Source organism: Acinetobacter sp. T_3_1 (genome assembly GCF_025377055.1).
Lineage (GTDB): Bacteria > Pseudomonadota > Gammaproteobacteria > Pseudomonadales > Moraxellaceae > Acinetobacter > Acinetobacter kookii.
The window spans coordinates 1-19,586 of the sequence record NZ_JACHVD010000020.1 but is presented as its reverse complement, the minus strand read 5'-3'; the positions used below and the strand labels follow the sequence as shown (position 1 = coordinate 19,586).

The window sequence follows — 19,586 nt, the reverse complement described above, 5'->3', positions numbered from 1 at the left end:
TCATACAGACCTGTTGAGATAGTTCTCAATAAAAATGAGGATATTTTCATGGCAGGATTATCAATTTGGCACGTTGTCATTTTTGCAATTGTAGTGATTTTATTGTTTGGCACATCCAAACTGAAAAATCTGGGTAAAGATGTCGGCGGTGCAGTCAAAGATTTTAAAAAGTCGATTAAAGAAGATGAAGTCACGACTTCTGCATTAAATGAACCGCGCACCATTGAACATCAAGGCAATCCTGCAGATGTCAATTCCACAGCAAAAACACATTCAGGCTAAAACGTTATGCTCAATATCGGTATGACTGAACTGCTGGCTTTTGGCATCATTAGTTTGTTGGTACTTGGACCGGATAAGCTGCCGGAAGCTGCACGTTTTGCTGGAAAATGGTTTGCTAAAATCAAACGTATGATCAGTAACGTACAAAATGATATTGATCGAGAGCTGCGTTTGTCTGAACTACGGGAACAGATGCAACAGGAAATGCAGCGTATTCAAGAGCTGGAACAAAAGATGCAAGCTCAAATGCATGAACTACAACAACAATCACAACTTGCAGCAGAAGAACAAGCACAAAATGCAGTGCCACATAATAAAAATGCTCCCACTTTTTATATTTTTATTCAATCACAACAGCCCTGTAGTATTTATCTAAAAACACCGGGTTGTGCCAAGCAGACAATGATCCAAGCAGCACCCTTAAACAGCATGCCTGCAAGTGCACAGTTCAATCCGTTAAAGGTGGCCGTATGAGTACTCCCCTAGAGCACCAGTTACCCGCTCCCCTGGCAACGCAACAGCAATCAGCGCTTGAAGAAATGCCGATTACCCAGCATTTAATGGTACTGCGTAAACATCTGTTTAAAATGATTGCCTTGCTGATTGGCTTATTTTTTTGTTTATTGCCTTTGGCCAATAAAACCTACCAGGTTTTGTCGGAGCCGTTACGCGCACAGTTGCCTAGCACCTCGACCATGATTGCCACCGATGTCACGGCAACGTTTATGGCTCCCTTTAAGCTGAACTTTTTTGTGGCCTTGTTACTGGCCATGCCTTATATCCTTTATCAACTGTGGGCCTTTGTAAAACCTGCCTTATATGAAAAAGAAAAGAATCTGGCTTTACCCTTACTGATTGGCAGTATCTGTCTATTTTATATCGGAATCAGCTTTGCCTATTTTGTTGCCCTGCCTTCTATTTTGCATTTTTTTATCAGTGTTTCACCCGAAACCGTTGCCCCGATGACAGATATTAATAGCTATCTGGCCTTTTGTTTGAAGCTGTTCCTGGTATTCGGATTTACTTTTGAAATTCCGGTGATTACCTTGCTTTTAATCTTAATCGGGCTGGTCAGTACCGAACAATTGGTGGAAAAACGTCGCTTTATTGTGGTGGGCTGCTTCTTTGTGGCGATGTTTGTTACCCCGCCGGATGCCCTGTCGATGATTATGCTGGCCGTTCCAATGTGGCTGTTGTTTGAAATAGGTTTATGGCTGGGTAAGCTGCTGGAAAAACGGCGTACCGTTTAAATTCAACCGCGATGTTGTTAGCAGACAGAGGTCTGCTTTTTTCATAAAAACGACTTATTTTCTTCACCAGACTGTCATTCAAACGTCAGGACGCTGTCATATTTTTCACCTAAGTTTAAAACAACTTTACAACAACCATACATTTGGAAAATTATCATGACAGACTTTACGCCATATCATGAAGATCAAGAATTAGACAATAACACTTCTGAAAATATCCATTTTCGTGACATTTTAGAGCAGGCGATTACACGCCGCAGCCTTATCAGCAAAACTGCAAGCGGCGCAGTTGCCTTGACTTTGGCTTCAACTTTGACCGCTTGCGGCAGCGATAGTGATAGTAGCAGCACCCCGGTCACAACAACTCCTCCTGTTGATCCAACCAAATTACCGCAGAAACTGAGCTTTACCCCAGTCGCGAAAAACCTGAATGATATCGTGACGGTACCAGAAGGTTATGAAGCGAAAGTACTGTATGCAATGGGCGATTCCATCAATCAATCCTATGCTGCATGGGATGACAGCCAAGTTCCTTCAGGTCCGAGCTTCCAGTTCCGTTCTGGTGACTGTCATGATGGTATGAGCTATTTTGGTCTAAATACTACAACAGGCCGTTATGATGACACTAAATCTGATCATGGTTTATTAGTTCTAAACCACGAATATATTAACCAGACTTTCTTACACCCGACAGGTCCGACCAATAAGGGAACTGGTCCTCGTCCTGAAGATGAAGTGATCCGTGAAGTTAATGCGCATGGCGTATCGATTATTCACCTGAAAAAAGACAGCAAAACCCAAGCCGTTGAAATTTTGAAAAATTCAATTTTCAACCGCCGTATTACCGCTTCTACCCCTATGACTTTTACCGGCGTTGCTGCAGGTTCAACTTTACTTTCAACCCGCTTCTCTCCATCTGGTTTAAAAACCCGTGGTACTCAAAATAACTGCGGTAATGGCTATACACCTTGGGGCACCTATCTGACCGCTGAAGAAAACTTCATCGGTTATTTTGTGCGTAATGCAACAGATGATACGTTGCGCAGCACCAATGAAGTTGTGGCATTAAACCGTTACGGTTTAAAACAAGGTGCTAAATCGCGTTATCAATGGGAAACAGCCCTTGCTGGTGTAGAAAATCAAGATATGTATGATCGCTGGAATGCGTCTGTTGTAGGTGCATCTGCATCTTTAGACTATCGCAATATCCCGAATACTTTTGGCTGGATTGTAGAAATTGACCCATTCGATAGCCGTCAGGACCCTGTAAAACGCACCTCGCTGGGCCGTTTTGCACATGAAGACTGCCGTACCAGCCGTGCCATTGAAGGTCAGAACCTTGCATTTTATATGGGTGATGACTCACGTGGTGAATACATCTATAAATTTGTTTCTGATGCGAAATGGGATGCAAAGGATGTCAACGGTGGCTATGCAGCCGGCGATAAATACATGAATAGCGGTAAACTGTATGTTGCCAAATTCAATAGCGATGGTACAGGTCAGTGGATTGAGCTATCGATGAGCAACCCGGCAATTTCTGCTTACACGACTTATAAATTTGCAGACCAGGCGGATGTCGTAACGCATGCCCGTATCGCTGCAGATGCTGTTGGCGCAACCAAAATGGACCGTCCTGAATGGGTTGCAGTCAATCCGAACAATGGTGAAGTGTATGTCACTCTCACCAATAACAGTAACCGTGGTACCAACTATGTAACCGATGCCGCCAACCCACGTAACTATACAGATCCTGAAGGCGGCAAAGGTAACGTGAATGGTCACATTATCCGCTTCCGTGAAGATGCCGACAATACAACAGCCACCACATTCAAATGGGATATTTACCTGTTTGGTGCTGAAGCAAAAATGCTTGAAAATGTTAACCTGTCTGGCCTAACTGACAATAATGACTTTTCTAGCCCGGATGGCATGTGGTTTGACCCACGCGGCGTACTCTGGATTCAAACCGACGACGGCGCCTACACGGACGTGACGAACTGCATGATGCTGGCTGCATTGCCGGGTACGATGGGTGATGGTGGCAAAGCAACTGCACTTTCAGGTGCGGGTACACAAGATACCTTTATGGGTGCCAAAGTGACCGATGAAAACTTACGTCGCTTCCTGACTGGACCGAAAGAGTGTGAAATCACCGGCGTAACCATGACACCGGATTACAAAGCCATCTTCATTAACGTTCAGCATCCAGGTGAAGACTCAACTGCTTATAATAATGCAACCAGCCACTGGCCTGCGACGCAAACAGATCCAAGCAATACCACTGCACGTCCGCGTTCAGCAACGGTCGTGATTACCCGTAAAAATGGGGGAGTGATTGCTGGATAAGTTTCCAAATTTTAAAAATGCCGACCTCGTGTCGGCATTTTTTTATTTACTCAAAGGTAAATCTATCTGGATAATATTGCCCTGGGTTTCCCCCTGCTGGGATTTTTCCTGCCACAGCCAGACATCGTTTTTCAGCCTTAAAAAATTGGAACAGCGCGTGCCATACAACGGGCTTTGAATAAAGGTCGAAGAGAGTAATTCTTCCATCTCCAGACTGATGCCGGTTTGTGGTAGCAGTTCAGGAATAATTTTCCGTTCATCTTCCAGAATGTCCCATACCGCAAATTCCAGATCGGTTTTAGGGGTATTCGTATGCTGCAGCATCGGTAAAAATTCCTGGGTAAAGCGTTTACGCAGATGACGGGTCTTTTCCCAATGTTCGGTCATTAAACCATTTGACACCACATACACGCCTTGGGCTAAAACCTGCGGTGCTTCGCCACGGTTACTCATATAAACCGCCTGATTTGAATCCCCTAAAAACAAGTTAAAGCCGGCATAATCACACTGGCGTTTTTCCAATGCTTGCGCAAAGCGGATCGGCGTTAAATCGGATTCCAGAAAAGCCTGTATCAGATGACCGCGTGAAGTCGGATACTGTGTTTTATCACTGGCATCCCTGAAATTGGTCAACACTGCCCAGCGACCTGAGGCGGTAATCCCCATCCAGGTCCCGCCGGACTGCAAGTCTTTTCCGGCAATAATCGGACTGTTTTCCCAGCAATGCAATGCTGCACTCGGCCGCTGATAAAACTCATCCCGATTGGAAATCAGGCATAGCGGTGTATCATCCAGGACTTGCCAAGCTAAAGCTACAATACACATAATTCATGCTCTTTATCTTTACACATTGAATGTACAACATTTTTCCTAGGTTTCAGCTAAAATCTGTGCAAAACAGAATCACAAGGAACAGGAATGCTGACCTACCCGAATATAGACCCGGTTGCGGTATCGCTGGGACCATTACAAGTCCACTGGTATGGACTGATGTATTTACTGGCATTTTTATTTGCCTGGGGACTGGCAACCTATCGGACCAAACAGCGTGATGGCTGGACGCCAGACATGGTCTCTGACCTGATTTTCTATGGTGCCTTAGGGGTCGTGGTGGGTGGCCGTGTAGGCTATGTGTTCTTTTATGGCTTTGAACAGTTCCTGGCCAATCCGCTGTGGCTGTTTCAGGTCTGGACTGGCGGCATGAGCTTCCATGGCGGATTCCTGGGTGTCATGCTTGCCATGCTGTTCTGGTGCAAGAAATACCAGAAAACCTGGTTTCAGACGCTGGACTTTATTGCCCCTTGTGTCCCGACTGGCCTGATGTTCGGTCGTATTGGCAACTTTATCGGCGGTGAGCTTTATGGCCGTCCGGTCTCTGATCCAAACTTTGCACTGGGGATGATCTTCCCTACCGATCCATTGCAGTTGGTCCGCCATCCCTCACAGCTTTATCAGGCGTTGGGCGAAGGTTTAATCCTGTTTATTGTATTGTGGTGGTTCAGCTCCAAGCCGCGTCCACGTATGGCGGTTTCTGCCCTGTTCCTGATCGGTTATGGTATTGCACGTTTTGTGGTGGAATTCTTCCGCGAACCCGACAATGGCCAGCTGTTTATTGGCTGGATGAGTAAAGGCCAGTTCCTGACTGTCCCGATGATTTTGATTGGCCTGTGGATGATGTGGTATGCCTATCAAAAGAAAATCTATGACTGGGGTCCAAATAAAAATAGCTAAATAAAATTCCTTCTCCCTGAACTTAAGTTTAAGCACTGCTTTAAATTTAAGAGTAAGAGAAGGTTAGGATGAGGGAGACAAAAAATGTCTCCTTTTTTTATCTCTCTGGTTATGTACTCTTAAGAAAGAGATTTAAAATAATTTACAGGCAGGTTGAATCTGTGCTTCCCTCTTGCTCGTATGCTAAAGTGCCCTTAATTCTTATTCATCCAATAGAAAAACATGCTCGAATTCTGGTTTAATCCTAAAGTTTCCATCCTTCATAAACTGCTGATCTTTGTGGGGATTGCCATCGCCACAGGCGTGCTGTACTGGATGGAACCTCTCAAACCGGATGCCATCCTGATGTTCATGGGTACAGGGATTATTTTCCTGATTTGCCGTTACTGCAAAATTCATTTTGCTGCCAAAAACCCGACCGGCCTGTTCTATCGACTCTTGGTCTGGATTCCGATTGCCCTGCTGCTGGCCCTGATTTTCATGCATATGCAAAGTGGCGAAATTCTCATTCCGGGTGCCCAAGGCATTGGTTTTATGGCTTTGGCCATCTGCCTGTTTTCACCCTTGTCTTTACTGAATAAAAATACCCCATTGGATGAGCAAAAATAATGCTGGAATTCTGGTATTCAGACCAATGTAGCCGCCAGCTGAAACTGATGGTCTGCATTGCAACTTGTGTAATCATTTATCTCTGTTCTACCGTACAGCAGCTTTCGCCAATGTTGACAGGAGTAAGCGTGGGCATTGGTATGGGAATTCATGTGTTAAGAGCGTTAAGCTTAAAAATTGCGGCAGATAATCCGTATAAGAAAGGTTTTGCAATTCTTGTATTCATCATGCCACTGATGGCCATAATTACCTTGATTTCTGTGTTGCCCCCACAACATAAGCTGATGCTTGCCATTCAGGTAATTGGCTTTGCTGCCATTGGCTTATTTATATTATCGGGCTTTCCAAAGCGCAGGTTTGATTAGATTTAATAACTTTATATTTTATTTCAAATACTTAAATAAATATAAATCGATAATAACCTTCTTTCATAAATCATTTTGAAAACTAAAAATTGTTCGTAAAGCTGAAATTGAAAATAAATTTTAGTCGATATTAGAGTCATGAGTGTGGCATGGATGCCACACGTTTCCCATCCCTTGTGCTGCATTTTAAAGCAGTGCTTAAAACTGGCTCAGGATGTCGTGTATGGGAAACAAAAGGTTTTTGGCTACTTTTGACCTCTCAAAAGTAGAGAGATTGCCTACGAGAAGGTAAAAAATTAAATCCATCAAATGAAGCCGTGCTGATTTAAAATATCAAATATTGAACATTTTCTGATTTATGAAAGATATCTATTGAATGTATTTCTAAAGCCGAAAATAAAAAAGACCGCTAAAAAGCGGTCTTTTTCAATCATCAAGCGATGATTAAGCAGCTAATGCGCCTTTAGCTTTTTCAGCTAAAGCAGCAAATGCAACTGCGTCATGCATAGCGATGTCAGCAAGTACGCGACGGTCGATAATCACTTGAGCTTTTTTCAAGCCAGCGATCATACGGCTGTACGACAAACCATTTTGACGAGCACCGGCATTGATACGTGCAATCCACAAAGCGCGGAATTGACGTTTCTTTTGACGACGGTCACGGTAAGCGTATTGACCAGCTTTGATTACTGCCTGGAACGCTACGCGATAAACACGTGAACGCGCGCCATAGTAACCTTTAGCACGAGCAAGAATTTTTTTGTGACGGCGATGAGCCTGTACACCACGTTTTACACGAGCCATTTATAATCTCCTTAGATGTATGGGCACATAGCACGAACTGAAGCAACGTCACTCACGTGAACCATTACACAGCCGCGCAACTGACGGATACGTTTAGAAGACTTTTTGGTCAAAATGTGGCGTTTGAACGCTTGTTTACGCTTGAAACCGTTAGCAGTCGCTTTGAAACGTTTAGCTGCACCACGGCGAGTTTTTAACTTAGCCATAACAACCTCTTTAAACACCTGTTCGGCACGTCTGCACCATTGCAAAAACGACCTGCAGGTAAGGGAGCGAACATTCTAAAGCATCTTTGTTCAAAACAAAAGCAGATATACTGAAAATAGTCTGCCAATCATCTGTTTCACTTAGTCTTATTTTCACTATCAAAAGCGGGATGTTTTTATTAATAAATCCACTATTCGGCATTATAATTATCACACCATAAGAATACTGGACTGCTATGAACCCTGCACAGGATGCTTTTGCCGCCCTGCGTTATCGTGACTTTTCCATTGTCACGATTAACCAGTTCTGCCTGACGCTCGCCATTTTAATTCAAGAAATTATTGTCGCGTATTCGCTGTATCAGATTACCAAAGACCCTTTGACGCTGGGTTTGATTGGCCTGGCCGAAGCCATTCCCTTTATTGCCTTGTCCTTATGGGGTGGCTATTTTGCCGACCGCTTTAACAAACAGACCATCATGAAAATCTGCCTGTTCTTTGCCGTGCCCTTGCCTGTGGTTTTATGGTGGCTATTTCATGCTTATGGCTTGACTCAAATTAGCGTAAATGCCCTGTCTTGGGGAATTTATGCGGTGATTTTTGCTCTAGGCACTATTCGTGGCTTCTATAATCCTTCTGCCACTTCACTCAAGCCTTTTCTAATCCCGCGCGAGCTTTATGCGAATGGCGCGACCTGGACCACCATTGGCTGGCAAAGCGGCGTGATTATTGGTCCCATGCTTGGTGGTTTTATGCTGGCTTTTTTAGGCCGTGAAAACAGTTTATGGACAGTCGCCGGGCTATTGGCCATCTGTTTTATCCTGATTAACCTGCTACAAAAGCGCAGTTTTCCCAAAATCGAAACAGATAATTTAATCGAAAGTTTGGGAGATGGTTTTCGCTTTATCTGGAAAACCAAAATCGTGCTCTGGGCCATTTCGCTGGATCTGGTTTCGGTGCTGTTTGGTGGGGTCATTGCCTTGCTGCCGATCTTTGCCGAAGATATTTTAAAAGTCGGGCCTGAAGGTTTGGGTTACTTGCGTGCAGCACCTTCAATTGGCGCGCTCATCACCATGATTGCCTTAACCAGATTTCCACCGACCCAAAATGCATGGCGGAATATGTTGCTCGCGGTTGCCGGGTTTGGCCTATTTACCCTGCTGTTCGCCTTCTCGAATAACCTGTGGCTGTCTTTGTTTGCTTTAGCCATGACCGGTGCCTGTGACAGTATTTCAGTGGTCATCCGCCAGACCATTCTGCAAATTTACCCGCCAGAAAATATGCGTGGCCGTGTCGCTGCGGTGAATGGCATGTTTGTTTCATCTAGCAATGAACTGGGCGCTTTTGAATCCGGTTTAGCCGCGAAATATATGGGCACCATTATGGCAACCGTCTTTGGGGGCTGTATGACCATGATTGTAGTGGCGCTGAGCTGGGCAAAAACTCGCGATTTATTTGGCATCGACATTACCAAAGTGCATGATCATGAACATTAATTGAATTTTTAGACTTGCCAGTATTTCCAATTCAGGAAATACTGCGTACTCACAATACCCGGCTACCGCTGCAATATCTGGTTTGACTAAGAAATAAATATTTATGAAGCAAATACTGTGTTTTTCTCTACTCATGTGCTTTCCCTTCAGTACTGTTTATAGTGCTGAATCCAAAGCAACCAAACAGCTTGCCGTTCAGAAAAGTGCAGCCCTTCCCGCGCATTTGACCACGCGCATTCAGTGGACCAAATTTCCGCGTCCAAACTATAAAAATGAAGATTTAAAAGACCAGAACCGCAGTGCCATTATCCGCATTTATGCCGATGAAACTGGCAATATCAGCAAGGCCAGCGTACAGGAAAGTACCGGCTTAGCCCATCTGGATAACCTGTTGGTTCAAGCCGTGCGTGAAGCACGTGTCAAACCCCATATCGAAAATGACACAGCAACGCCCCTCATTGGCTATCAAACCTTTAGCTTAAAGTTAGACCAGGAGGATGTTGAAGCCTGTCCCTATCAGTTTGAATCGAAAAATTGGCAGGCTCAACAGCAGAACAGAAAAACAGCTTTTTCATACCGTGCCCAGCCCCAGCTAGAGCTTGATTCTGACTTACTGGCTGGCCACAATCGTAGCGTTAAATTCAATTTAAAGGTGAATAAACACGGTGATGTGAAAAAGGTCAAAGTTACTCAGGGTTCGGGAATTTACGCTTTAGACCAAAAAGTTGTTCAAGCCGTATCCAATAGCCAAATTAATGTAAAACGTACGGCCAGCACTTTATGGATGTATAAAAAATCTAAATTTAAAGATGAAATTAAGTTCGACCTAAATCACTGTGAATAAGCAAAATTAAAACGGGATGCGCAAGCATCCCGTTTTTTTAAAACAGACTAAAAGCCAAATAGATAAACAAGTAGCGCCCTATTTTAGCAATTGCAACCATCAATAAAAATCGGGCAAAATTTTCTTTTAGCAAACCGGCAATAAGGGTAATCGGATCGCCAATTATAGGCACCCAGCTCAACAGTAATGACCAGTAGCCATATTTGTGATATTTCGCCTGTGCTTTTACCATTTGCTGAGGTGAAACAGGAAACCATTTTTTGTCTTTGTAGTGTTCAACCTTAAAACCGAGCCACCAGTTCACGCAGGATCCCAGAATATTTCCCAAGCTTGCAACAAACAATAGCCACGGAACTGAATGACTACACTCCGCCAATAAAGCCAATAAAACCGCTTCGGACTGCAAAGGCAATAAAGTTGCCGCACCAAAGGCCGAAATAAACAGCAGCAGGTAAGCCGGCATCAGGCTGCGACCGGTTTAAAGCCCGAGTTTTTTCTTGGTCGAGATATATTCATAAACTGTCCAAAGCAAAGCTAAAACCAGAACCAGATAACGGCTATAGCTATAGCGCTGTGTCAAAGGCTGGATGGCTGCGTATAAAGCATTCTGGTCTTGGGTATTTAAAGTCGCCATAAAATTCTGGATGTGCACGGCTTCGGCAATAAAAAGGATTAGACAGGCCGCTATACCAAAAATAATGCTCCAATAGATTTTGGTATTGTGTTCCAGAATACGCGTTGAATTTAAAAAGAATGCTTTCATAAGGTGCTGATCCAATAAAAAACCACCGCATGGGTGGTTTATTTTTCTATACCGCCATCTTAACACAACTGAGGTTCAAGTCATTTTAGCCAGTGACCTGAATCGACAATGCTTTCTGAATGGCAGGACGTGCAGTCAGACGATCTACATATTCTTTCACATAAGGATAATCTTCAAGCTGAATTTGCTGCCATTCATGGCGCAATATCCAAGGTAAAATTGCCATATCGGCAATCGAATACTCGCCCGCCACATACTTCTGCCCGATCAGCTGCTTGTTCAGCACCCCGTACAGACGCTTGGTCTCGGCTACATAACGGTCTATGGCATAAGGAATTTTTTCCGGCGCAAAACGGCCAAAATGATGGTTCTGTCCCAGCATCGGTCCCAGTCCACCCATTTGCCACATCAGCCATTGTTCAACTTCAACGCGCTGTTGCTCATCGACAGGATAATACAACCCGGTTTTACGGCCTAAATACTGCAAAATTGCCCCAGACTCAAATACTGAAATGGCTTCACCACGCGGTCCATCCTGATCCACAATCGCGGGAATTTTATTGTTGGGAGAAATACGCAAAAAGTCAGGTTGAAACTGATCATTTTCTAAAATATTGACTGGAAAAATTTGATATTCCAAACCCATTTCTTCTAATGCTATTGTAATTTTATGACCATTGGGCGTTCCCCAATAATAGAGATCAATCATGTTTGCTACCTTTTGCCTTTTTCGTTTTACATGACGTTATTGAACTGCGTACTTAGTTATAGCATGTTTTTTATGGACAAATCTTAAATCCTTAGCAACGCTTAGAAGTAAAATTACCAATCTCAACACTTATTCTGCTTTAGCCTGACCAGATTTCTGCATCCTTTAAAAAATGAATATCCGTGATTGAAAATATGCCAAACAGTCTTATATAAAAATAAGGCAATGATCTTTTCAGAGATTGCTTGAAATACTGTGAATGCAATAGCAAACAGGATTTTTTTCCTGTTTGTAAAAACTTCGTGATCCTCAGGAGGTTCTATCAATGAGCAGTTTCAGCCTTAGTCCGCTATTTCGCCGAAGTATTGGCTTTGATCGCTTCAATGACCTGTTCGATTATGCAATGCAAAGCGATACTCCCAATTATCCACACTATAATATTGAAAAAACAGGCGATAATAATTACCGTATTGTTGTTGCCACTGCCGGATTTAATCAGGACCAGCTCGAGATTAATCTGGAAAACCAGTTATTGACCATTACCGGCAAAGCCGTGGACGAGTCTTCAGACAGCACGGTCGAGTTTCTACATAAAGGGATTTCCAGCCGTTCATTTAAACTGTCGCTACGCCTGGATGAACATATAGAGGTCCAACAAGCCGATTATGAAAATGGTTTACTGAAAATCGATTTGCAACGCAGTGTTCCCGAAGAAGCCATGCCGCGCCAGATTCCAATCGGCAGCAAAACCACGCAGCAGCTCGCTTCACCTCAACAGGAAAACGGCGAAACAAGTCCTCAAGAAACAGGTCAATGACGGCTCTTTTGAATACTGTTAAAAAGCCAATTCAAAAGTCATAGCCATAAAAAAGCCCTGCTTTTGCAGGGCTTTCTTCATCAAGAGAGGCTTACTTTTTCTTTTTAGGACCAAGCAGCATACCCATTTGACGACCTTCCATTTTTGGCGCTTGTTCAACTACACCGACTTCAGCCACATCTGCTTCAACTTTTTGCAATTGAGCCAGACCAAGCTGCTGGTGAGCCATTTCACGACCACGGAAACGTAAAGTGATTTTTACCTTGTTGCCTTCTTCAAGGAACTTGATAATGGCACGTAATTTTACGTTGTAATCACCAACATCAGTCGCAGGGCGGAGCTTGATTTCTTTCACCTGTACTTGATGCTGTTTTTTCTTCGCTTCTTTCTGCTTTTGCTTCAGATCAAACAAATGCTTGTTGAAGTCCATGATTTTGCACACAGGTGGCTCAGCATTTGCAACAATCTCAACCAGGTCAAGATCGGCAGCTTCAGCTGCACGTAAAGCATCATTTAAGCTTACGATACCTTTTTGCTCGCCATTTTCGTCTACAAGACGGACTTCTTTCGCACGAATTTCATCATTCAAAGCAGGACGGTTTGATTTGTTACCGCCCTGTTGATTACGGTCAGGCTGTTTAATCGCTTTTACTCCACAATGTACCGGCCGCGTTCGGCAACGGCTGCTTTCACTAGGTCAACGAAGGCATCGATTGACATAGTACCCAAATTTTTTCCTGAGCGGGTACGCACATTTACTGTACCTTCCTCTACTTCACGGTCCCCAAGTACCAGCAAGTAAGGAATACGCTCTAAAGTACGTTCACGAATCTTAAAGCCGATTTTCTCATTTCTCAAGTCGGAAATGGCACGAATTCCGTTTTCTTTAAGTTTAGCGACGACTGACTCACATGCTTCCGCTTGAGAATCGGTAATGTTCATTACGCATGCTTGTGTAGGTGCCAACCAAGGTGGCATAAAGCCTGCGTAGTGTTCAATCAGTATACCAATAAAACGTTCGAAACTACCAAGAATTGCACGATGTAACATAACAGGCTGATCACGGTCGTTATCTTCTGTTACGTAAGATGCTTCCAGACGCTCCGGCAAGTTGAAGTCACACTGAATGGTACCGCACTGCCATACACGGCCCAGACAGTCTTTCAATGAGAATTCAATCTTCGGACCGTAGAATGCGCCCTCACCCGGTTGCAGTTCCCATTCAAGACCGGCAGCATCCAAAGCATCTGCCAGAGATTTTTCCGCCATGTCCCAAAGTGCGTCATCACCGACACGTTTTTCTGGACGTGTAGAGAGTTTCATTTGAACATCTTCAAAACCGAAGTCTTTATAAACGTCTAAAGTCAGTTTAATAAAGTCTGCAACTTCAGTTCCAATCTGTTCTTTGGTACAGAAAATGTGCGCATCATCCTGGGTAAAGCCACGCACACGCATAATACCGTGTAATGAACCTGATGGCTCGTTACGGTGACATGAACCAAACTCCGCTAAACGGATTGGCAGGTCACGGTAAGATTTCAGCCCCTGGTTGAACACCTGTACATGACATGGACAGTTCATTGGTTTTACCGCATAGTTACGGTTCTCTGAATGAGTCGTAAACATGTTGTCTGCATAGTTTGCAGCATGTCCTGATTTTTCCCAAAGCGTGAAATCGACCACTTGTGGGGTACGGATTTCAAGGTAACCATTCTCTTGCTGAACTTTACGCATGTACTGTTCCAGTACCTGGTAAATGGTCCAGCCGTTTGGATGCCAGAACACCATACCCGGTGCTTCTTCCTGCATATGGAACAAGTCCAGGGCTTTACCGATTTTACGGTGATCGCGCTTTTCAGCTTCTTCGATACGCTTGATGTAAGCTGCGAGCTGTTTCTTGTCCGCCCAGGCTGTACCGTAGATACGTTGCAGCTGTTCATTCTTCGCATCACCACGCCAGTAAGCACCAGAGATTTTAGTGAGTTTGAACGATTTTAAGAATTTGGTATTCGGTACGTGCGGACCACGGCACATATCCAGGTAGTCCTGATGGTAGTACAAGCCCATTTGCGTTTCTTCAGGCATGTCTTCAATCAAGCGGAGTTTGTATTCTTCGCCACGTGCAGTGAATTCTTTAATGACTTCATCACGCGGTGTCATTTTTTTGATGACATCATAGTCCTGGTCGATGAGCTTTTTCATGCGCTCTTCAATTGCCGCCAAGTCGTCTAAAGTAAACGGACGTGGCATCCAGATGTCATAGTAGAAACCTTCTTCAATGACCGGGCCAATCACCATTTTTGCTTCTGGGAACAATTGCTTAACCGCATGGCCAACCAGGTGTGCACAAGAGTGACGAATGATGTGTACACCATCTTCATCTTTAGGCGTGATAATTTGTAAGGTTGCATCTTCGGTGATGAGATCAGACGCATCAACCAAGCGATCGTTTACACGACCCGCAACTGTATTTTTTGCAAGACCCGGACCAATGCTCAGTGCAACGTCCATCACAGATACGGCTTGATCAAACTGTTTTTGATCGCCATTAGGCAAAGTGATAATTGGCATAAAAAATCCTTAAGGAGTGATGCCCCGTACCATAGGGCATGTCACCGCGAGATTATGATCGAGGAGAACCTCAAAAGATAAAAACGGTGGATAAATAAAAATCGCCTAGAATTTTACACGTCTTATCCACAGGATTAAACCTTTTCACCTATAAAATTCGCAATTTGGCACATTTTGAATTTATTTGCCAATGCCTTAGCTCTCGCTCAATCCAGCAATTTCCACTTCACTTTTTATTCTCTAAAGCTATCCCATGCTTCGAACTTGCCCTGTGCATAGGCATATAGCTTGGCAAATTGCGGAATTACCGCTTCGCTCTGGGTGGGTCTTAAAAACACATAATCATCCCGATCGATCTCACAGGATTTCGGCACCAGCAGCATTTCCTGATTGCTACTGCGTCCATACAAACCATGCAGCTTGCTTTTTTCAGGATAAAGATAATCGGCCTGCCAGTAACCGCCGTACACAAACAGGGCCTTATATTTATGCGGAAAATGGTTCAGGACTTCCAGACCCGGCAATTGGCTATAGCGCAAAACTTTTAACACGGGCGTGGCTATCCATAACGCGCATTGCAGTTCAGCCAGACTGGCCAGCTCGAAATCGCCTGGCTTGAGCAGCAACGAGCCAAAAGCCAGATCATTACAGACACTCTGCTGACAATGCTGCATAAACGTGGGACTGCCGCCACCGTTAAAACATAAATCTTCATGCCATAAATTGGGGAATTGCTGCCGAATAATGTCGATGTAGTGTTGATAACTTTGCTGCGATTGTTGATAACTCTTTTCCGCAGACTTTAAAAATCTGGGCAATTTGGCGACATGCGCGTCATAACCCATTAAACCGGTGAATTTAAGATGGGCCGAATGTTGCTGGATCAGCTTGAGCAAGGCCCGAAATTGCTGCGGGTTTTGTACCCCACCCCGATGCAGTCCCACATCAATCTCAATATTCACATTCAGGCAGATGTTAAACCATTGTGCCAGCTGCAAATATTGCTGCAAGCGCCCCAGATCATCAATCAGCCACTGAATATCTGGCTGCCGATCACCTGCAGCCTGATAAAACTGCTCTACAGCGTGTATCGGCATCGGTTTGCCCAGCAGAATATCAGCCTGGGGGAATGCTGCATGAATACTGAAAATGTGTGGAAGATGAAACAGCATAAAGCGCCGGGTGTTCAGTTTTTCACTGGCCAGTTTAAGCAGTGACAGGCTGGCGAGGGATTTCACCACTAAACGCGGTTTTAATTGTGCAGACAAGTGTGACTGCACAATATCCAGATTATGCTGATACGCCGCCAGATCCAGAATCAGTTGTGGCGTGCCTGTGCCCTGCTGTTGTAAATCCTGCGTCAATTGCTGAAAGTAGTTGAATTGCATCACCCTTTCCTCGTTTTCAGAGCAGAAATAATTGCTTTAAATAGGGATTCAGCCATTTTTGCTGAGGGTCCAATTGCTGGCGCAATGCCATAAAATCATCCCATTTCGGGTAAAGATCGCGCAGCGAGGCTGCGGTCATGGAGTGCAATTTTCCCCAATGCGGCCGGCCCTGGTATTTCTGCAAAATAGGCTCGACCAAATCAAATATCGCGTGATAATCCTGCTTGTAAAACTGGTGGATGGAAATGGAAACCGAATCGCACTGATAAAAAGGACTTAACCAGATATTATCACCTTTGACATAACGGAACTCGATGGGGAAAAACATCGCGACCTGATGCTTCCTTAAAGTCGCTAAAACTTCCTCCAGGCATTGCAAACCGAGTTCGACAGGAACCTGATATTCCATTTCATTGAATCTGGTATGGCGCGGTGTGGGAAAAATCTGGCTGGACCAATCCACATGACGAGTCGGTTTGACAAAGACCCTCAGCAGTTTTTGCAAATAGGGATTAGATGCCGGAATCACCCGGGTCAATTCAGAACACAGCGTTAACAAGGCATCTTCCGAAGGCCATGAATCCTGTCGGGGTTGAATGGCTTCATCCGTCTCATCCAGGGTTTTGAGCATCACCTGATCCGAATGAATGAAGGCCCAAAATTCAATATGCCGGTGCTGATTTTTCCATTGATCGATATGGGCAAATACGTCCTGAATTGGACATAAGCGAATCTGCTCTTTTAATTTATAACGGGGCCGATTTTGCAGGGTAATTTTGGTCAGCACTCCCAGGCTGCCCAGGGCGACACGTCCGGCTTGAAAGATGGCGGTATTTTGCTGATCATCACATTGCAGCAACTCGCCCTCTGCAGTCAACAATTCAAAGCCTTTCACAAAGGCAGATAGACAGGGCAAATTTATGCCGGTGCCATGCGTGCCGGTAGAAATCGCACCGGTCAGACTTTGCTGGTCAATATCCCCCTGATTCATCAGTGCCTGATTGATAGGAGCAAGATATTCGCCTAAATCCTCCAGGCGTGTACCCGCTTGAACGGTGCATTGGCTCTTATCTTCATCAAAGGCTACCACACCCTTTAACTGATCGAGATTAAGCAGAATTTTATCCGTCTTGACCAAAGCACTAAACGAATGTCCTGCCCCCACAACACGAATATGGGCATAGGACTTCACTATTTTTCGTAATTCATTCACATGCCGAGGTTGCAAAATTTCTGGATGTGCCTGTTGGCTTCCAGACCAGTTCTGCCATCGGTTATCCGCCTGTTGTATTTTCATTATTATTCCCTGGCTGATGTTATTTTAATTGCCCGTTTAGAGTAAAATACCTAAAAAAGCAAATATGGGAACCCATGCGTTCAAAAAAAATCCATGCTATAAAATAATATTTTAATTTTCAATATTTTAAAAATTATCAAATAGCACTCGACTAAAGCATAAATGCAAGATTTCCAAGAAGTGCATATCTTTTTCAAAAGGATATCAAAATAAATATATATAACGGAGTTTTTAACATGGTTAGCGCATACGATGAATTACCGCGTACCCCCGCAAATTTTGTAGCGTTGTCCCCTTTACGCTATCTGGATCGGGCTGCTTATATTTACCCGAACCAAAATGCGATTATTCACGGTAAGCGCCGTATTACCTGGCGTGAAAAATATAATCGTTGCCGCCAGTTTGCGCACCAACTCCAAAAACTCGGAATCGGTAAAAATGATACCGTTTCGGTACTGCTGCCCAATGTCCCTGCAATGGTTGAAGCACATTTTGCCGTGCCGATGGCCGGTGCCGTACTGAATACATTAAATACCCGTCTGGATGCCAAAACAGTTGCCTTCATGCTGGAACACGCCGAAACTAAGGTGCTGCTGGTTGACCCTGAATTTAGCAAGCTTGCCACAGAAGCCTTGGCGCTGATCCCGCAAGAAATTTATGTCATTGATGTAGCCGATGAAGAATATGAGGGTGAAGATACCCGTATTGGCCAGATCGAATATGAAGACTGGATTGAGCAAGGCGATGCTAATTTTGAATGGCATTTACCCACGGATGAATGGGATGCCATCAGCTTAAGCTACACCTCGGGCACCACGGGCAACCCGAAAGGCGTGGTGTACCATCACCGGGGAGCTTACATTAATGCCGCCAGTAACATCATTGCCTGCGGCATGATGCCTCGCGCGACCTATTTATGGACCCTGCCATTGTTCCACTGCAATGGCTGGTGCTTTGCCTGGACCATGGCGGCCAATGGCGGTACCAACGTCTGCCTGCGCAAAGTCGATGCTGAACTGATTTTTAAACTGATTGCCGAACATAAAGTCGATTATTTCTGTGGCGCACCGATTGTTTTGTCAATGCTGATCAACACCCCGGAAGAGAAAAAGACCCAGATTGATCACCGTGTCGAAGTGATGGTTGCTGGTGCTGCGCCGCCAGCAGCGATTATTGAAGGCATGCGTAATATTGGCATTAACGTCACTCACGTCTATGGTTTAACTGAAACTTACGGCCCTTCTGCACTGTGTGCCTCACAAGCGGGCTGGAGCGAACTGTCGATTCAGGAACAGGCACAACTGCACTCCCGTCAGGGCGTTCCATACCCATTACAAGACGGTATGAAAGTGCTTGATCCGGACACCATGCAGGAAGTTCCGCATGATGGTAAAACCATGGGCGAAATTATGTTCCGCGGTAATATCGTCATGAAAGGCTATTTAAAGAATCCGGAAGCAACGGCAGAAGCCTTTGCCGGTGGCTGGTTCCACACTGGCGACTTGGCGGTTTGCCAACCGGATGGCTATGCCAAGATTACCGACCGCTCTAAAGATGTGATTATTTCCGGTGGCGAAAATATTTCCTCTCTTGAAGTGGAGGAAGTACTGTACCAGCACCCTGCAGTCCTGACGGCAGCAGTCGTAGCGAAACCGGATCCGCGCTGGCAGGAAGTTCCATGTGCCTTTGTGGAGCTTAAACAAGGTAAAACGGCAACAGCTGAAGAACTGATTGAGTTCTGCAAACAACACTTAGCACGCTTTAAAGTACCGAAAGATGTGGTGATTACCGAGATTCCAAAGACATCAACCGGCAAACTGCAAAAATTCATCTTGCGTGACTGGGCCAAAGAACGTGCTACAGGCGAGTTTCAGTAATTTTATTCTATGCTGAATAGATCTTCTTAAGAGGAGTTCCCTCTCCTTGTAGGCATAGGTATCTACACAATTCCCGAGCTTTGCGTTAAATTGAAGAGCATGCTCTTCAATTTAACATCTCCGGTCTGGATCAGCGTCTGATTAAACGCTATAACAGCCTTGTAAAGCTCAATATGAATCCTCTTGCTTCACTTGCTCCCTCAATCAAAGACCTGGCTTCTGCCCAAA

At 44.6% G+C, this 19,586-nt stretch carries 21 protein-coding genes; 11 read left to right on the top strand and 10 right to left on the bottom strand.

Annotated features, from left to right (window positions below; genetic code table 11):
* Positions 1–48 precede the first annotated feature (48 nt).
* The 4 genes from tatA (at position 49) to H4I94_RS14225 (ending at position 3,881) form a co-directional block, all read left to right on the top strand.
* On the top strand, positions 49–282 hold the full coding sequence (gene tatA, locus H4I94_RS14240) for a twin-arginine translocase TatA/TatE family subunit (RefSeq protein WP_261183521.1): 234 nt from the start codon (positions 49–51) through the stop codon (positions 280–282).
* A 6-nt stretch (positions 283–288) separates the two neighbouring features.
* The gene (gene tatB, locus H4I94_RS14235; RefSeq protein ID WP_261183520.1) at positions 289–756 is read left to right on the top strand and encodes a Sec-independent protein translocase protein TatB; all 468 of its coding nucleotides are present in this window, start codon (positions 289–291) and stop codon (positions 754–756) included.
* On the top strand, positions 753–1,532 hold the full coding sequence (tatC, locus tag H4I94_RS14230; RefSeq protein ID WP_092818988.1) for a twin-arginine translocase subunit TatC: 780 nt from the start codon (positions 753–755) through the stop codon (positions 1,530–1,532). Before tatB ends, tatC begins: the two co-directional genes overlap by 4 nt.
* 156 nt (positions 1,533–1,688) lie before the next feature.
* On the top strand, positions 1,689–3,881 hold the full coding sequence (locus tag H4I94_RS14225) for a PhoX family protein (RefSeq protein WP_261183519.1): 2,193 nt from the start codon (positions 1,689–1,691) through the stop codon (positions 3,879–3,881).
* Positions 3,882–3,923: 42 nt separating this feature from the next.
* Here H4I94_RS14225 and H4I94_RS14220 read toward each other — a convergent pair whose 3' ends face one another.
* Positions 3,924–4,706, bottom strand: a complete 783-nt coding sequence (locus tag H4I94_RS14220; protein WP_261183518.1) for an NRDE family protein — start codon at positions 4,704–4,706, stop codon at positions 3,924–3,926.
* A 93-nt stretch (positions 4,707–4,799) separates the two neighbouring features.
* On the opposite strand from H4I94_RS14220, the gene lgt reads away from it, so the two are divergent.
* The 3 genes from lgt to H4I94_RS14205 all read left to right on the top strand — a co-directional run bounded on the left by lgt (position 4,800) and on the right by H4I94_RS14205 (position 6,586).
* On the top strand, positions 4,800–5,612 hold the full coding sequence (lgt, locus tag H4I94_RS14215; protein ID WP_092818991.1) for a prolipoprotein diacylglyceryl transferase: 813 nt from the start codon (positions 4,800–4,802) through the stop codon (positions 5,610–5,612).
* A gap of 222 nt (positions 5,613–5,834) precedes the next feature.
* On the top strand, positions 5,835–6,221 hold the full coding sequence (locus H4I94_RS14210; protein ID WP_261183517.1) for a hypothetical protein: 387 nt from the start codon (positions 5,835–5,837) through the stop codon (positions 6,219–6,221).
* Positions 6,221–6,586, top strand: a complete 366-nt coding sequence (locus tag H4I94_RS14205) for a hypothetical protein (protein WP_261183516.1) — start codon at positions 6,221–6,223, stop codon at positions 6,584–6,586. Before H4I94_RS14210 ends, H4I94_RS14205 begins: the two co-directional genes overlap by 1 nt.
* A gap of 444 nt (positions 6,587–7,030) precedes the next feature.
* Here the strand turns inward: H4I94_RS14205 and rplT are convergent, their stop codons facing one another.
* Together rplT and rpmI are read right to left on the bottom strand one after the other, a co-directional pair.
* Positions 7,031–7,390, bottom strand: a complete 360-nt coding sequence (gene rplT / locus H4I94_RS14200) for a 50S ribosomal protein L20 (protein WP_005182440.1) — start codon at positions 7,388–7,390, stop codon at positions 7,031–7,033.
* Between the two features lie 11 nt (positions 7,391–7,401).
* Entirely contained in the window at positions 7,402–7,596 is a 195-nt protein-coding gene (gene rpmI, locus H4I94_RS14195; RefSeq protein WP_092818994.1) for a 50S ribosomal protein L35, read from the bottom strand.
* Between the two features lie 236 nt (positions 7,597–7,832).
* On the opposite strand from rpmI, the gene H4I94_RS14190 reads away from it, so the two are divergent.
* Positions 7,833–9,092, top strand: coding sequence for an MFS transporter (locus H4I94_RS14190; protein WP_261183514.1), 1,260 nt, complete (start codon positions 7,833–7,835; stop codon positions 9,090–9,092).
* Positions 9,093–9,195: 103 nt separating this feature from the next.
* On the top strand, positions 9,196–9,936 hold the full coding sequence (locus tag H4I94_RS14185) for a TonB family protein (protein ID WP_261183513.1): 741 nt from the start codon (positions 9,196–9,198) through the stop codon (positions 9,934–9,936).
* A 37-nt stretch (positions 9,937–9,973) separates the two neighbouring features.
* On the opposite strand, the gene H4I94_RS14180 is transcribed toward H4I94_RS14185, so the two are convergent.
* The 3 genes from H4I94_RS14180 to H4I94_RS14170 all read right to left on the bottom strand — a co-directional run bounded on the left by H4I94_RS14180 (position 9,974) and on the right by H4I94_RS14170 (position 11,408).
* On the bottom strand, positions 9,974–10,399 hold the full coding sequence (locus H4I94_RS14180) for a YqaA family protein (protein WP_261183512.1): 426 nt from the start codon (positions 10,397–10,399) through the stop codon (positions 9,974–9,976).
* Positions 10,400–10,414: 15 nt separating this feature from the next.
* Entirely contained in the window at positions 10,415–10,699 is a 285-nt protein-coding gene (locus H4I94_RS14175; RefSeq protein WP_261183511.1) for a hypothetical protein, read from the bottom strand.
* An 85-nt stretch (positions 10,700–10,784) separates the two neighbouring features.
* Positions 10,785–11,408, bottom strand: coding sequence for a glutathione S-transferase N-terminal domain-containing protein (locus H4I94_RS14170; protein WP_261183510.1), 624 nt, complete (start codon positions 11,406–11,408; stop codon positions 10,785–10,787).
* A 325-nt stretch (positions 11,409–11,733) separates the two neighbouring features.
* On the opposite strand from H4I94_RS14170, the gene H4I94_RS14165 reads away from it, so the two are divergent.
* Positions 11,734–12,225: an Hsp20 family protein gene (locus tag H4I94_RS14165; protein WP_092819001.1), complete on the top strand. Its 492-nt coding sequence runs from the start codon at positions 11,734–11,736 to the stop codon at positions 12,223–12,225.
* Positions 12,226–12,316: 91 nt separating this feature from the next.
* Here H4I94_RS14165 and infC read toward each other — a convergent pair whose 3' ends face one another.
* From infC to H4I94_RS14145, 4 genes are all read right to left on the bottom strand, one after another.
* Positions 12,317–12,868 carry a translation initiation factor IF-3 gene (gene infC / locus H4I94_RS14160; RefSeq protein WP_092819002.1) on the bottom strand — a complete coding sequence of 184 codons (552 nt, stop codon included), beginning with the start codon at positions 12,866–12,868 and terminating at the stop codon, positions 12,317–12,319.
* Between the two features lie 5 nt (positions 12,869–12,873).
* Positions 12,874–14,796 (bottom strand): threonine--tRNA ligase, encoded by a 1,923-nt coding sequence (gene thrS, locus H4I94_RS14155; RefSeq protein WP_131273924.1) that lies wholly within the window; start codon positions 14,794–14,796, stop codon positions 12,874–12,876.
* A gap of 233 nt (positions 14,797–15,029) precedes the next feature.
* Positions 15,030–16,184, bottom strand: coding sequence for an alanine racemase (locus H4I94_RS14150; protein ID WP_261183509.1), 1,155 nt, complete (start codon positions 16,182–16,184; stop codon positions 15,030–15,032).
* Positions 16,185–16,200: 16 nt separating this feature from the next.
* A complete protein-coding gene (locus H4I94_RS14145; protein WP_261183508.1) occupies positions 16,201–17,481 on the bottom strand; it encodes a D-arabinono-1,4-lactone oxidase in 1,281 nt (426 codons plus the stop codon).
* 236 nt (positions 17,482–17,717) lie between these two features.
* Between H4I94_RS14145 and H4I94_RS14140 the strand changes: the two genes are divergently transcribed.
* The gene (locus H4I94_RS14140) at positions 17,718–19,358 is read left to right on the top strand and encodes an acyl-CoA synthetase (protein WP_261183507.1); all 1,641 of its coding nucleotides are present in this window, start codon (positions 17,718–17,720) and stop codon (positions 19,356–19,358) included.
* Positions 19,359–19,586: the final 228 nt, after the last annotated feature.

Bases quoted from the DNA above. Each gene is read 5' to 3' on its own strand.
- H4I94_RS14180 (WP_261183512.1), bottom strand. From the start codon at position 10,399: ATGCCGGCTTACCTGCTGCTGTTTATTTCGGCCTTTGGTGCGGCAACT.
- H4I94_RS14175 (WP_261183511.1), bottom strand. From the start codon at position 10,699: ATGAAAGCATTCTTTTTAAATTCAACGCGTATTCTGGAACACAATACC.
- H4I94_RS14165 (WP_092819001.1), top strand. From the start codon at position 11,734: ATGAGCAGTTTCAGCCTTAGTCCGCTATTTCGCCGAAGTATTGGCTTT.
- H4I94_RS14150 (WP_261183509.1), bottom strand. From the start codon at position 16,184: ATGCAATTCAACTACTTTCAGCAATTGACGCAGGATTTACAACAGCAG.
- H4I94_RS14205 (WP_261183516.1), top strand. From the start codon at position 6,221: ATGCTGGAATTCTGGTATTCAGACCAATGTAGCCGCCAGCTGAAACTG.
- tatC (WP_092818988.1), top strand. From the start codon at position 753: ATGAGTACTCCCCTAGAGCACCAGTTACCCGCTCCCCTGGCAACGCAA.
- tatA (WP_261183521.1), top strand. From the start codon at position 49: ATGGCAGGATTATCAATTTGGCACGTTGTCATTTTTGCAATTGTAGTG.
- H4I94_RS14190 (WP_261183514.1), top strand. From the start codon at position 7,833: ATGAACCCTGCACAGGATGCTTTTGCCGCCCTGCGTTATCGTGACTTT.
- tatB (WP_261183520.1), top strand. From the start codon at position 289: ATGCTCAATATCGGTATGACTGAACTGCTGGCTTTTGGCATCATTAGT.
- H4I94_RS14185 (WP_261183513.1), top strand. From the start codon at position 9,196: ATGAAGCAAATACTGTGTTTTTCTCTACTCATGTGCTTTCCCTTCAGT.
- H4I94_RS14210 (WP_261183517.1), top strand. From the start codon at position 5,835: ATGCTCGAATTCTGGTTTAATCCTAAAGTTTCCATCCTTCATAAACTG.
- thrS (WP_131273924.1), bottom strand. From the start codon at position 14,796: ATGCCAATTATCACTTTGCCTAATGGCGATCAAAAACAGTTTGATCAA.
- H4I94_RS14170 (WP_261183510.1), bottom strand. From the start codon at position 11,408: ATGATTGATCTCTATTATTGGGGAACGCCCAATGGTCATAAAATTACA.
- rpmI (WP_092818994.1), bottom strand. From the start codon at position 7,596: ATGGCTAAGTTAAAAACTCGCCGTGGTGCAGCTAAACGTTTCAAAGCG.
- H4I94_RS14140 (WP_261183507.1), top strand. From the start codon at position 17,718: ATGGTTAGCGCATACGATGAATTACCGCGTACCCCCGCAAATTTTGTA.
- H4I94_RS14220 (WP_261183518.1), bottom strand. From the start codon at position 4,706: ATGTGTATTGTAGCTTTAGCTTGGCAAGTCCTGGATGATACACCGCTA.
- H4I94_RS14145 (WP_261183508.1), bottom strand. From the start codon at position 17,481: ATGAAAATACAACAGGCGGATAACCGATGGCAGAACTGGTCTGGAAGC.
- rplT (WP_005182440.1), bottom strand. From the start codon at position 7,390: ATGGCTCGTGTAAAACGTGGTGTACAGGCTCATCGCCGTCACAAAAAA.
- lgt (WP_092818991.1), top strand. From the start codon at position 4,800: ATGCTGACCTACCCGAATATAGACCCGGTTGCGGTATCGCTGGGACCA.
- H4I94_RS14225 (WP_261183519.1), top strand. From the start codon at position 1,689: ATGACAGACTTTACGCCATATCATGAAGATCAAGAATTAGACAATAAC.